Source organism: Desulfurococcaceae archaeon MEX13E-LK6-19 (assembly GCA_029637525.1).
In the GTDB taxonomy this organism is placed as follows: domain Archaea; phylum Thermoproteota; class Thermoprotei_A; order Sulfolobales; family Desulfurococcaceae; genus MEX13ELK6-19.
The window spans coordinates 1,471,108-1,484,061 of the sequence record CP072660.1 but is presented as its reverse complement, the minus strand read 5'-3'; the positions used below and the strand labels follow the sequence as shown (position 1 = coordinate 1,484,061).

At 43.9% G+C, this 12,954-nt stretch carries 15 protein-coding genes; 9 read left to right on the top strand and 6 right to left on the bottom strand.

The annotated features are described in order from the left end of the window. Positions 1-146 precede the first annotated feature (146 nt). On the bottom strand, positions 147-587 hold the full coding sequence (locus tag J4526_07785) for a PIN domain-containing protein (GenBank protein ID WFO74962.1): 441 nt from the start codon (positions 585-587) through the stop codon (positions 147-149). Continuing rightward, a complete protein-coding gene (locus tag J4526_07780) occupies positions 580-825 on the bottom strand; it encodes an AbrB/MazE/SpoVT family DNA-binding domain-containing protein (protein WFO74961.1) in 246 nt (81 codons plus the stop codon). Before J4526_07780 ends, J4526_07785 begins: the two co-directional genes overlap by 8 nt. A 175-nt stretch (positions 826-1,000) precedes the next feature. On the opposite strand from J4526_07780, the gene J4526_07775 reads away from it, so the two are divergent. The 7 genes from J4526_07775 to J4526_07745 all read left to right on the top strand — a co-directional run bounded on the left by J4526_07775 (position 1,001) and on the right by J4526_07745 (position 7,578). Next, entirely contained in the window at positions 1,001-1,243 is a 243-nt protein-coding gene (locus J4526_07775; protein ID WFO74960.1) for a ferrous iron transport protein A, read from the top strand. Continuing rightward, a complete protein-coding gene (locus tag J4526_07770) occupies positions 1,243-1,545 on the top strand; it encodes a FeoA domain-containing protein (GenBank protein ID WFO74959.1) in 303 nt (100 codons plus the stop codon). The genes J4526_07775 and J4526_07770 overlap by 1 nt, the downstream gene beginning before the upstream one ends. After that, positions 1,535-3,592 (top strand): ferrous iron transport protein B, encoded by a 2,058-nt coding sequence (gene feoB / locus J4526_07765; GenBank protein WFO74958.1) that lies wholly within the window; start codon positions 1,535-1,537, stop codon positions 3,590-3,592. The genes J4526_07770 and feoB overlap by 11 nt, the downstream gene beginning before the upstream one ends. A 12-nt stretch (positions 3,593-3,604) precedes the next feature. Then, a complete protein-coding gene (locus J4526_07760) occupies positions 3,605-4,081 on the top strand; it encodes a hypothetical protein (GenBank protein ID WFO74957.1) in 477 nt (158 codons plus the stop codon). A 356-nt stretch (positions 4,082-4,437) separates the two neighbouring features. Next, a complete protein-coding gene (locus J4526_07755; protein WFO74956.1) occupies positions 4,438-5,145 on the top strand; it encodes a peroxiredoxin in 708 nt (235 codons plus the stop codon). A 94-nt stretch (positions 5,146-5,239) separates the two neighbouring features. After that, positions 5,240-6,451, top strand: a complete 1,212-nt coding sequence (locus tag J4526_07750; GenBank protein WFO74955.1) for an FprA family A-type flavoprotein — start codon at positions 5,240-5,242, stop codon at positions 6,449-6,451. Between the two features lie 11 nt (positions 6,452-6,462). After that, positions 6,463-7,578, top strand: a complete 1,116-nt coding sequence (locus tag J4526_07745; GenBank protein WFO74954.1) for a VIT1/CCC1 transporter family protein — start codon at positions 6,463-6,465, stop codon at positions 7,576-7,578. A gap of 44 nt (positions 7,579-7,622) precedes the next feature. Here J4526_07745 and J4526_07740 read toward each other — a convergent pair whose 3' ends face one another. Both J4526_07740 and J4526_07735 read right to left on the bottom strand, forming a co-directional pair. Beyond that, positions 7,623-8,057: an Lrp/AsnC family transcriptional regulator gene (locus tag J4526_07740; protein ID WFO74953.1), complete on the bottom strand. Its 435-nt coding sequence runs from the start codon at positions 8,055-8,057 to the stop codon at positions 7,623-7,625. Beyond that, positions 8,041-8,388, bottom strand: coding sequence for a hypothetical protein (locus J4526_07735; GenBank protein ID WFO76380.1), 348 nt, complete (start codon positions 8,386-8,388; stop codon positions 8,041-8,043). The genes J4526_07740 and J4526_07735 overlap by 17 nt, the downstream gene beginning before the upstream one ends. 382 nt (positions 8,389-8,770) lie before the next feature. Between J4526_07735 and J4526_07730 the strand changes: the two genes are divergently transcribed. Next, complete coding sequence (locus J4526_07730) at positions 8,771-9,643, top strand: methyltransferase domain-containing protein (protein ID WFO74952.1); 873 nt, start codon at positions 8,771-8,773, stop codon at positions 9,641-9,643. A 241-nt stretch (positions 9,644-9,884) separates the two neighbouring features. Here the strand turns inward: J4526_07730 and J4526_07725 are convergent, their stop codons facing one another. Beyond that, on the bottom strand, positions 9,885-10,793 hold the full coding sequence (locus J4526_07725) for a hypothetical protein (GenBank protein ID WFO74951.1): 909 nt from the start codon (positions 10,791-10,793) through the stop codon (positions 9,885-9,887). Between the two features lie 274 nt (positions 10,794-11,067). Between J4526_07725 and J4526_07720 the strand changes: the two genes are divergently transcribed. Further along, positions 11,068-11,766, top strand: a complete 699-nt coding sequence (locus tag J4526_07720; protein ID WFO74950.1) for a hypothetical protein — start codon at positions 11,068-11,070, stop codon at positions 11,764-11,766. Positions 11,767-12,117: 351 nt separating this feature from the next. Here J4526_07720 and J4526_07715 read toward each other — a convergent pair whose 3' ends face one another. After that, positions 12,118-12,846, bottom strand: coding sequence for a hypothetical protein (locus J4526_07715; protein WFO74949.1), 729 nt, complete (start codon positions 12,844-12,846; stop codon positions 12,118-12,120). Positions 12,847-12,954 lie beyond the last annotated feature (108 nt).

Below are 12,954 nucleotides of genomic sequence, written 5' to 3'. Positions count from 1 at the left end.
ATGGAAACTGGTGGACAGTGTAAGGATCTAGTTGTTAATGAGTATGTTTGTGTCTATCTCTTTTATGTATCATAGACAAATGCTATGGGACAGCTGTAACTCTTTTTTGCTACTATTACTTGGGTATTCTCCATTGAATAACATGGTTAAAACAAGTCTTTGAGGTTGCTTGGTGTGACTATGTTTTCTATAGGTTTACTCTTCTTCCTAAGGAAGTTTATGAACTCCTTATCTATCGTTAGTAGCTTAAGACCCAGTCTACGTGATGTAGCATAGAGGAGGTTGTCTATGTAGTCGTTATGTCCTTCCCAGTAGAGCCTACATGCGTCCATGTATGCTTCAGGTGGCGGTATTGCTTGCTTGTACGTCATTCTTATTGCTTTCAGTCCTTCAAGTACATTGTCTAGGTCTTCTTCCTTGACGTGCTTGAGTATACTCCACATCGCCTCAAGAATAGATTCCTCGAGATAGTAGACTTCCATTAAGTAGAAGTACTTTATTGCAGTATAGACTTCTTCTTCAACATCTATACCTAATGCAGGTAAAAGGAAACTGGTATCAACAAGTACTTTCACTTGTTTAGCCAACGTATTTCGCCTGCCTACGAGTACTCTCTTTCTCAAGCTCTTCAAGAGTGATCTTAGCAACCTTCTTCCCATACAGGGAAAGCCATACTGCATCACGAATAGGCTCGATAATTATACGATTGTCTTCAACACGAATCCTAATCCTAGACCCCTCACTTAGACCCACAGCCTCTGCAGCCGCCTTAGGTAGAACAATTATCCTCTTCTTTCCAACTCTTGATTCAAAAACTAAGCTCATATATAACACCTAAGCTCTTATATAATGGCTAGGACTATATTAGATTTTTGTTATGAATTCAACTAGTTTGTTTCTCAAAGTGTACGCCGTGTTGTTTGTGTGTTATTGCACATAATTATCTTTATATTGTTAGGATTCCCTAATTTTCTTAGGGTACCCTAACAGGTGATATTCTATGGGCTCAAGAGTACTTAAGCTCTCGGAGGCTAGGGAGGGAGGTGTCTACAGGGTAGCAAGAGTTGAGGGAACTGGTCTTGTTAAGAGGAGAATACTTGATCTAGGGATAATCCCCGGCTCTATTGTCAGAGTTGTTCGTAGGGCTCCTCTCGGTGACCCCATCGAGGTTGTTGTCAGAGGGTATCCTGTTAGTGTGAGGTCTTCTGAAGCAGAGCATGTTATTGTCGAGGAGGTTAAGTGATGATGCCTCTTGCTTATGCACGTAGTGGCTCCCTGGTTAGAGTAGTGTCTATCAGGGCTGGTGTTGGGCTTGCGAGGAGGCTACGCGAGTTAGGGATTATTGAGGGTAGTATCCTGAGGGTTGTGAGATCAAGCGGTCCAGGACCAGTGATCGTAGAGGTTATTGATGGTGTTCCAAAGGAGAGATGTCCATGGGGTGTTGGGGGCTGGTGTTCTTTCTGCTATAGGAGGCCGAGGCTCGTGCTTGGGGCGGGTATGGCTATGAAGGTTTTTGTTGAGGAGGTGAATGGTAGTGGACGGTGATAAGCCTCGTTATGTAGTGGCTCTTGCTGGCACACCTAATGTTGGTAAGTCTCTTGTTTTCAACAAGCTTACCGGAGGTAGGGCATGGGTTGGTAACTGGCCTGGTGTTACTGTTGAGAAGAAGATTGGTAGGATGAAGATTGATGGTATTGAAGTAGAGGTTGTTGATCTTCCTGGGATATATAGTTTGACTGCTTATAGTGTCGACGAGGTTATTGCGAGGAATTTTATTGTTGAAGAAAAACCTGATGTCGTGGTCTGTATTGTTAGTGCATTGAATCTTGAGAGAGGACTTTACCTAGTATTGTCGTTGATGGAGCTTGGAGCTAATGTTATAGTGGACCTTAATATGATTGATTTAGCGTTGAAGGAAGGCTATGAAGTAGACCACAGGAAGCTAAGTAGGCTACTCGGAGTACCAGTTGTCCCCACTATTGCGACCACGGGCTATGGTATCGAGGATCTCAAGAAAGCCTTGAGAGAAGCTCTTAGGAAGAAACATACAATGACCAATATTGTTGATTACGGAAAGGATGTAGAGGAGAAGATCAAGCTACTTGAGAAAGTTGTTGCAGAGAAAACACCTGGCATCGCGGAAAAGTATCCTGCTAGATGGGTCGTGTTAAAGCTTCTCGAGAATGACCCCGATGTAGTAGAGAAGGTGAGAAGACAACCCGGTGGCAGTGAAGTCCTGGTTTATGCAAGAAGGGCTAGACGGGAGCTTGAGGAGAAAATAGGTGATCTGGAAGCCTATATTGTCGAGCGTAGGTATAGTCGTGCTGTTGAGATAAGCAGGGCTGTCATCAAGGAGAAGAGAGTCGTTAGGACTAGTGTTACGGATGTTCTTGATTTTGTTTTAACTCATAGAGTCTTTGGTATACCTTTCGCTCTAGCTATAATGTACTTATTGTTCCGCTTCGCCTTCGATGTCTCTGCCCCGCTTGTGGATCTAATCGATATATACGTTAATGGGTATCTCCATGATTTTGTCGCTGGGCTAGGTTTCCTGCCTAGTTGGCTTGCGTCACTATTAGCCGATGGTGTTATTGCTGGTGTCGGTACTGTCTTGACGTTCCTCCCTGTGATCGCGTTCTTCTTCCTTGGTTTTGCTTTCCTTGAGGATACCGGGTATATGGCGAGAATAGCTTATCTCGTGGACAAGATATTCCATAAATTCAATCTACCCGGTAAAACAGTTGTCCCATTGATAATAGGTTTTGGATGCAATGTACCGGCTGTGATGGCTACTAGGACTATTGAGGATGAGAATGATAGGAAGGCGGCGGCACTAATAGCCCCCCTAGCCTCATGCAGTGCGAGGCTGCCAGTATACCTTGTTATCGCGGGGGCCGTAATGGGTGCATCGGCTGGCTTCGCTGTTCTCAGCATGTATGTGTTGAGTATAGTACTGGCGTTGACTGTTGGTCTTGTGTTGAGGAAGATTGTGTTTAGAGGTGTTAGTAGCGGGTTTATCATGGAGCTACCTCCCTACATGGCCCCTAGGCTGGGAAGTATTCTATTGAAGACATGGGAGAGGACAAAGAAGTTCCTCTTGAAGGCAGGCACGGTCATACTCTTTGGAGTAATAGTGGTATGGTTATTGAGTGTCACGGGGCCCCAGGGCTATCTTGGCCCAGAGGCTCTCGAAGACCCGGAAGTAGTCGAGAAGAGCTGGTCTGGAGTCCTGGGCCATTGGCTTGCTGAAACAGTGTTCAAACCATTAGGCTGGGACTGGAGAGCTGCTGTAGCACTATTGTTTGGCTTCATAGCTAAGGAGGTTGTAGTTGGATCGCTTGGAGTCCTCTATGGTGTTGGCGAAGAGAATGTAGTGGATGCACTAGCCGAACATCATGTCTTCACGCCGCTGACAGCCTATGCATACATGGTTTTCGTGCTAGTCTATGTGCCATGTATAGCAACCCTGGCTGCCATAAGAGGGGAGCTTGGAGCAAAGTATGTCTTGCTCGCACTAGTCTATGAGATCCTTCTAGCCTACATCCTCGCCTTATCCATTACCGTGATCGGCCATGTAATCGGTCTAACCTAGAGGTGAGCCGTGATGCCGGGTGGAAGAGTCTTGTTCAAAACAACAATACCTCTACTCACAGTCATTGGAGTAGCTTACCTTGCAGTAGGATTCATAGCATTGTATAACTGGGCGATCGGGCTAACGGGTAACAATAAGCTAATGCTATGGCCTCAGTACATCCCCGGCGATTTAGGGGTGATGCTTGTCTCCCTGGCATCCGGTTTGGCTCTATCCGCCGTACCATACTACTACAGGCAGGGAAGGATAATCGAGGTGTACGCAACAGCTCTATGTGGTTTAGGATTAGCCGTAGCGGCCACGGCTATACAGGTATTAGCAACAATAGCCACGCTACTCGACACAATCATCATCGGCGAAGAAATAAGTAGTCAAGACCTTGTACTACAACTATCAAAAATAGATACTGTATTAGGCTATGTATCAGCAATACTCTTAATAACATACATTACAGCCTATAAGCAAAGACAATTAAGCTATAAGGAATAAACTAAGTTGCGTATTTCAGCTTAATCTAAAGAAAGATAAGTAGTCATAACAGTGTAAAAACAGTGCATAGTGTTGATGGCTACGGTGCTGCTCTGCAAATATTTCAAAACTCAATAGTTTTCCTTTCATATTGACAGCTTGTACACATTTTTACTTTGATATTCTCCTCTAGTGACTACTGACCATGCCCTAACGTAAGAAGAATTTATCAGTCATTTGTATCATAGACTATTTTAGCGTTCCATCTTCTTTGGTTAGAATTCCTAACCTATTCTATATTATTTATTGAAGAAAAAGACTTAAATATTCTAACTATACTATTGGTACATTGAAAACAAGATAGATAGGTGTCTTGAATGCCTGGTGAAATACCTCTAATCGGGGAGAAGTTTCCTGAACTAGAAGTAATGACTACTCATGGGCCGAAGAAGCTTCCCGATGACTATAAGGGTAAATGGTTTGTATTGTTTAGCCACCCTGCTGATTTCACTCCAGTGTGTACGACGGAGTTTGTAGCGTTTGCCAAGAGGTATAGTGATTTCAAGAAGCTTAACACCGAGCTTATTGGCTTAAGTGTTGATAGTACTTTCAGTCATATCAAGTGGATTGAGTGGATTAAGGAGAAGTTTGGTGTCGAGATACCGTTCCCGATAATAGCTGATCCCCAGGGTGTTGTTGCTAGGAAACTAGGTATGCTGCATGCCGAGTCAGCGACCCATACTGTTAGAGCAGTCTTTGTCGTGGATGACAAGGGTGTTATCAGGACTATTCTCTACTACCCATTGAACATGGGTAGGCTTATAGACGAGATACTGAGGATAGTGAAGGGCCTCCAGATAGTCGATAAGTATGGCCGTGCACTGCCGGCTAACTGGCCTAACAATGAGCTTATAGGTGATGGGGTCATAGTGCCTCCGGCGGCCACGATACAAGAAGCTGAGGAGAGGCTGAAGGAGTACAAGTGTTTCGACTGGTGGTTCTGCTACGAAGAGAAGAAAGTACCCGAGGAAGACGTTAAGCAGGTAAGAGAGTTCCTCAAGAGAGCGGCGGAAGGAGCCAAGTAGACTTAGTGGCTGGACCTCTTTTTACCCCTAAAAATATTTTTACTATCAACTCATATCTCTCTAACTTGCACTGAGTCTTTTTGGGTGATTTAGTTTGGCTAAAACACACGTGGTCAATATAGCTCAAAACATTTATCTCTTGAGGATAGACGATGATCGTGTAAGATACTTTGAGGCTCTTTGGGAGATACCTGAGGGTATAACCTATAACGCCTACTTTATTGATACTGGTGAGAAGAAGATACTGATCGATACGTGGAAACATGTGTACTCAAGAGAGTTCATTGAGGTTCTCCGCGGGATTGTTGACCTGAAGGATATTGACTATATTATCGTTAACCACATGGAGCCAGACCATAGCGGCTCCCTGCCTATCGTGCTCGAGGAGAACAACTATAGGGCAACCGTCTTGGGCCACCCAATGGCGCTAAGCATGATCAATTCTTTCTACGGCGTGAAACCCAAGACTAGGCCCGTCAAAGACGGTGAAACCCTGGCTATAGGCGATGCCACGCTGACATTCGTGTATACTCCGTGGCTACACTGGCCCGAGACAATAATGACTTACTACCACAACGAACATATCCTCTTCAGTGGAGATGCCTTCGGCTCTTTTGGTATACCCGGGAAAATATTCGATGAAGAAGACGAGGCCGCCAAGATCACTCCTTTCGTCAGGAAGTATTTCACAACGATCATAGGGTTCTATAGGGGATGGGTTGTCAAAGCCATAGACAAGCTCGCTGGGCAAAACCTGAAGATAGACATGATAGCACCAGCCCACGGGCTTGTCTGGAAGCATAACCCAATGTTCATAGTCGACTATTACCGTAGACTAGCGTTGATGGAGCCCGTGGGGAGGAAAGTCGTCGTAATATATTCTTCGATGTATGGCTTCATCGATAAAGCTGTCGGGAAATGTGTTGAAGAGCTGAAGAGGAATGGAGTAGAAGTTGTTGTCTTCAAGTTCACCGATACAGTACATGATAGGCTTAGTGACTTGCTCAGCGAGATAAACGATGCAAGCGGCCTCGTTGTTGCAACGGCGACTTATGAAGCGGGCGTGTTCCCATTGATCAAGTATATCGTGGAGCTTATCGCGAGGAAGGTGAAAGCAAGGAAGCCAGCTCTCGTCCTAGCAGCCTATGGGTGGGGTGGTGTCGCCGGCAAGAAGATCGGGGAGATGCTCGGGAAAGCAGGGTATGACGTGGTTGGCGTAGTAGAGTTCAAGAGCGGGCTGACAGGGGATACAGAGAAACTTATTGTACAACACGTCAAGACTCTTGTCGAGAAGATAAGCGGCTAGGGAAGAACACGTTGTCATCCACCGTAATAGAGTATGCTAGGAAAGCCTATAGAGACGAGGTTTACTCCGAGACAGTGTACTCCAAGCTGGCAAGGATATTCCACGGTAAACCCATAGCAAGGAAGCTCAAGGCAATAGCCGAGATGGAGGCACGCCACGCCAGCTTCTGGAGAGAGTTCCTAAGGCGACGTGGAGTAGACGTGGGCACCATAGGGGTCAGCAAGCTGAGGATATGGTTGTTCAGCTTATTGGCGCGGCTGCTGGGTCTCGGGATTACGATTAAGATACTTGAGATGAGTGAAGAAGACGCTATCGAGACCTACTCTAGGATCCTTGGAGACAAATCTATTGATGAGAGTGAGCGAAGAGAGATACTACGTATTCTCGAGGACGAGCTCGTCCATGAACACGAGTTTGCCGAGGAAGAAGAGAGGTACAAGGACTTCATAAGCCATGTACGCGACGTCGTCCTCGGTATGAGTGATGGGCTCGTAGAGATACTATCCGTGTCAACAGGACTGGCCGGAGCCTACGGTAACCCCTTCGCGGTGGCTCTAGGGGGCTCTATAGTCGGTATAGCTGGGGCATTGTCTATGGGCATAGGATCGTTCACGAGCGTCAGGGCACAGAAGCAGGTCAGGACAAGTATTTTCTCCAGGCTAGCCCTCGCTGCCAAGTATGTTCCACACGTGTTCGCTAGGAGACTCCATGAGCTGATGAGGAGGAAAGGGTTTAGCGACGAGGTAGCCGACGCTATGTCACGTGAAGCATTGGGTAACACGGAGTTGCTAAGCAAGATAATAGCTGAGGAGGAATACGGGGTCTCCGAGGCAGGTATCGAGAACCCGGTGCGATCAGGTCTCTACACAGGGCTATCATACATTCTTGGAGCCTTCATACCGCTCATACCATACTTCATGGGCTTCCCAGTAATCATAGCCATACCCTTGTCGCTGGTATTCGCATCAATAATGCTGGCCATGACTGGTTTCTTCATAGCAGTCACAGCCAACCTGAGTATTAGAAGCAAGGTCTTCGAACTAGTTGTAGCAGGACTTGGCTCAGCATTGCTGACATACATTATCGGGAGAATAGCGTCTATAATCCTCGGCATAGAAGTCGAGTAAAATAGGTAACAATACCCCTATAAAACACCTGGTTGTTTTTCTCTTTACTCTTTTACAACGTCTAGTATGACTGCGGGACAGACCCTTTTGACGCCTGGCATCTTGCTGATTTCGTCGAGTATTTGTGCTAGCTCGTCTCTTGTCTTGGCCCATATGGTGGCGATTATCTGGTGGTCTCCAGAGGTTAGCGCTAGGTATTTCACGTAGTCTTTTTCTTTTAGTATGGAGACTGTTTTGAAGAGGTACTCTGGGTTAACGTCTACCCCGGTTATCGATACTGCTTCGTATCCTAGCTTCTTTGGGTCTACTAGGATAGTGTACTTCTTGATGATGCCTTGCTGCTCTAGTTTCCTAACCCTCTTTATGATCGCTACATCACTTACGCCGAGCACCTTGGCTATCTCGCTATAGGATGACCTAGCGTTGCTCATCAGTATCTCGATTATCTTCATGTCTTTTTCATCAAGTTGGACGGGCATCCTGATTATCCCCACTATGGTTTTCCTGTCCTTTGATCCTTATTTTAAACACGCCTATACGGTAGTTATCTCCGTGCTCTGGCTCGATATACTTTACTAGCTCCGCATGATACCCCAGTTCCTCAAGGGTATACGCGTAGTCTTCAACCCAGTCCCTTACGCCGCAAGTGCTGCAGAACGAGCCCGAAAACCTCACCGCTACTACAGCTTCTTCGCCATTCTCCTTGAAGTCCACGAGCTCTGCTATAGCCTCTGGCGACCTATAGCGATTATAAATCTCAATAGCTTTCTCTGCAACTCTACGTACATGTTCCACAGGCTTCTTATCCATATTTTGCTCTAAATACATTGTATCGTTAGCACCTTCAATAGCTATAGTTAGCTTTCTTCCTTATTAAACTTTAACATTATATTAGTAGTATGTTAGTTTTTCTAACCAATTTGTTTTCTCTGTCAGAATTCTTAAATCATTAGCTATAGATTAGTTATAGAATGCTTCGTTTATAGTAAGTGTTTCCATTTATTCTATGAAATCATGTTATCAAGATTACTTGTTTAACTCAAGATAACTGAAGGTAAAATAAATATGTAGCGTATATTGGTACTACTGTTAATTTTTAATTTACTTAAGTATTGGTACTATATCTTGTTTGAGAACACTAAGCAATACTTTTATTGCTCAAAGTAGCTAAGTTTAGCATGGGTCCTTGGGGTTGAAGAGTGTTTATTGGCACTTGTTTAAGGAACCTGTTGATGGTAGTGATCTTGTTTTTGAAGATGAAGTTGTTGGTGATGAGTGGGTTAATGGTGTTTTGAAGAGTTCTAGTGGTGCCGAGTATCCTGTGATCGACGATGTTGTTGTATTTGTTAAATCTATTGATACTGGTTGGAGTGATGAATTGATCGAAAGGATTGCAGAGGAGAAATGGATTGAACGTAATTGGAGAAATCACTTAGAGAAAGCAAGTAGGGGTGGTCTTTGGACTAGTTTCTGTCGAGAAATAGCTAGTTTAAATGGGGTTATACTAGATGTTGCTTCGGGCCCTGGAGGCGGGTTTATGCCTTGCGTACTATATTTTAACGATAAGGCTAAAATCCTGGTTAACGATCTGGAGTACAGGATCCTGCTTTTATGGAGAAAATTCTTGAAGAATATTGGCAGAGGAGAGTATGTTGGATATGCTGCTTTTGATGCCACTAATATGCCGATAAAAGATGGTTCTATCGATGTAGTCGTTAGTGCTGGTGGTTTCTCAAACATACCTGGCCATGAGAAAGCTCTGCGTGAAGCCTATCGTGTGCTAAAACCAGGTGGTCTACTATACATGGCTGAGGGAGGGATTTTACCAGATGATTTCATGAAACTCCCAGCTGATGTTAGGGAGAAATGGTTGAAATTATTTCCTGCACTACTCGGTAATTGGGCATCTCTGGTCGAGAAAACTGGTTTCAAGATCTTGTTCGGCGGGAGGATAGGTATAAGAGAACTTGACCCTGAAGAAGGCGATCTACCTAAACAAGCAGCACAGTATGGTGTAAAACTTAGAATGGCTGGTTTCTACATTAAGGCCGTAAAACCCCGGTAACTACCAGTTATGGTATGTACATCAACAACAGATTTAATGTCAATAAAACATTGGGCTAATAACTACTACAATAGCTGTATTTCAACTATATTGGTACTACTCTATTCATGCATTCTACAGAAGAATAATATTATTCAAAATACGTGTGATAACCAGTCTCTCATAAACAGATAAGAGAATGTTTCTATACGCTTGTTATCTTGGGTGGGCAAAGTAGGTTCTAGATAAGAAAACCATAAGATTATGAAATGCTACTGGACTTATCTCTTTCTTCCTGGCTTGAAGATTTCTCTACTTCCTGTCTAAGCTCATCAACTATATTATTGAGTCGTGCTATAATTCTTGCAGTTTCACGTCTTAGATCACCTACCATAACATAGAGGAATACAAGGTATATGATAGTTATTATGAAACCGAATATCTTGACAATATTGCCTATCACCGGCAAAATACCTAGTAGGCTAAGAATAGCAGATACGACGAAGAGATTAGCAACAGTCCCAGCTCTTTCAACATTGTAATAGTATTTTAGTGAATTAAAGAATCTATAAACCATGAATAATATTGCTAGATTAATTACGAATGATATAAACGTTAATATGCAGCCTACGGCTAAATCTGTTTCAACACCTAATAGTACTCCCCTGAAGAGGAAATGTATTCCGAGAATAGATAATGGGACATTTAGTAAGACGAGTACAAGTATTCTTCCTGGGTAGCTTGTTATCATAGTGAGAGGATAAATATACTCTACATCACGCATTAGCAGTCCATTCTTACCTATTTCTCTGAGTTTTTTATCTATGTCTAAGAGGATACGTGACCCATTTATGGAAGTTCTCATAAACTTTATTAGAATATAGTATAACACCAGCCCTATTATTGAGGTAATTATTATGAAGATCGTGAATACGTTTACTAATTCTGGTGCGGAAGCCTTCAAGACTTCTTCAGGGAATTGGTAGGGTTTCGCATGCTTAGCTATTATGGATGCCGTTGCTAGACCGAGTGCTATCCCTAGGACAATGGATATGATGATTACAAGAAGTGTTACATAGAAGAATAGTGATGCAAAACTACACACATTATCTAATTCATCATAAAGTCTTCTCCTAAGAGAATCTATTTCATCCAAAACCTTGTAATCCAAGCACTTAATCACCAGCTACTATATTCATGACCTAGTTAAATATAAATGCCACTGTTTGACTACCAACACGAAAACAATATATAGAACAAAACTCAGTGCCCCGAATACATCAGTTGATAGTGGGCTCTTCCTCAAACCCTATCCCCTGTAGTTCTATGCGGTACAAGAACAAACCTCCCCTTAGATCCGGTCTCTCCAAAGAGTGATGTAACCAATATTATCTCCTGCCGGGCAGTAGTAGGTGCAGGACTCCATGTGGTAAGCGTGAAACTGTATGGTGAGAAAGAATATTCGTTCATATGTTCTACGTGTACTCGATGCCCTTAATTGCTTCTATAGCTTGAGGGATCTTGAGAAGCTTCTTGAAGTCCCCTTCCAGAATCTATGGAAGTATGTCAACTTGCTGACTGTTCCTGAGGAGAAGACTGCCGAGAAGATCCTTAGGAGAATCCAGGAGCTCCGCTTGATCGAGAAGGCAGTGGATGGTTTGTTCGAGGAAAACAGTGATGATATATGGGGTGTTGCCCGGAACCCAGGGTTTCTGAGACTTTTCTCGCTAGTCATAGAGGATTTTGTCCAGGGCATGGGGGTGAACACTATAGTACCTATGTCTGAGTACGCTATACCGCTAGCCTCTATAGTAGCGATGGAGCTAGACATGGAGATATGCCCTGCCCTACAACACAGTATTAAATACGAGAAAGAAGGATTCCATGTAACACATTATGTTTCACGGAAAACTGGTGAATACTGTATTTTGGCGATGCCCAGGAAGTGTCTACACAAAGGCGTGAAGGCCCTACTGCTTGATATCGCTGTAGAAGAACTGGATCGTGTAGCAGCTATAGCGAGCACTATAAGGAGAGCTAGAGCTGAGCCCTACTGCCTGATCTCAATACAGTCGACTAGAGAAGTCTATGACCAGCTGAAAGAACTCGGTATACAGAGGATCAAGGTCTTCCGTATCATATGACTGTTTACATGATGTGCTTGTTCCCATCAATACCATAGTTTATGTGTATTCAAAAAATACGTGTCTACTATCAATGACCCTCTATACTATCGCTGCGTCGTCGTTACTCGTATTCCTTCTTTTCTTCTCCCTTCTTCTTTTTCTTCTCTTTCTTCTTCTTTTCAGCCATTTCGGGTCCCCGGCACCCCAGGCAAAGGGGTGCCGTTGTCTATCTCTGGAATGTTAAGTTAAGAGAGTTTGTACGATGGAGTGTATACACAACTGGCTGGGGGCTGGGGAATAACTGTAAATTCTGTGGTGCATACTGTGGTTGATCGAGTTTTTGGTGTGCTCTATTTGTTCTAGCGTGGTTTAGTGTTGTTTTTGTGCTAGTGATTTGTTGATCTCATGTTTCAGTATCTTTATTGTAATCGGTGTTCTAGGTTTGAGGGCTTCGGGGTCTATTGTGCTGTCTATTGCGAGTAGGCCTATGGTTTTCGCTGGGATTTTCCCGATGAGGTTTAGTAGGGCTTTTACCTCGTTGGCGTCGCTGATCATGTTTGTTACGGCAAGTACCCGGCTGTTCTTGTTTATACAGTTTCTTGGTAGGTATAGTAGCCGGGGCTCGTGGTTGCTTGTGATGTATGTTTCTATAATGTATTTGCTGCTTCTGTAGACCTGGTGGCTGCAGGCGATGCATAGTTTTTTACGCATCCACTTGGCTATGGCTAGCCCGAGTGTTATTGATTTCTCGGGGAATCCTACTACGGTGTCTATGGATGTTTTGTCGAAGTATTTCAGGGACATGAATCCCACTAGGTCTAGGAGCCCTGGGTTCCATAGGTATAGCCACTCGTTGTCTTCTCCAGCGATCTCGAGTTGCTCGATGATTATCTTCTCGACTATTCTTGATGACGTGATTTTCTCGTATATCCTCCTGGCTGTCTGCTCCTCCGGGATCATGTTTAGGCTAGTGTATTTCCATAGATTATACTGTGATACACCGAGTAGTTGCTCTAGGTCTTTGAATGTATAGAAGTTCTTTAGCGAGATGAGTAGTTGTACTAGAAGAGACCTAATGCTCTTCTCCCGCGAGTCCATTGTTCATCACGTAGAAGCCAGTATCTCGCTGTGCAATAGAGGCTTATCTATGGTAACAGGTTTTTGGTTATTAAGTAGTTTCTGGTACACTGTCTTGTCATTGTGGGA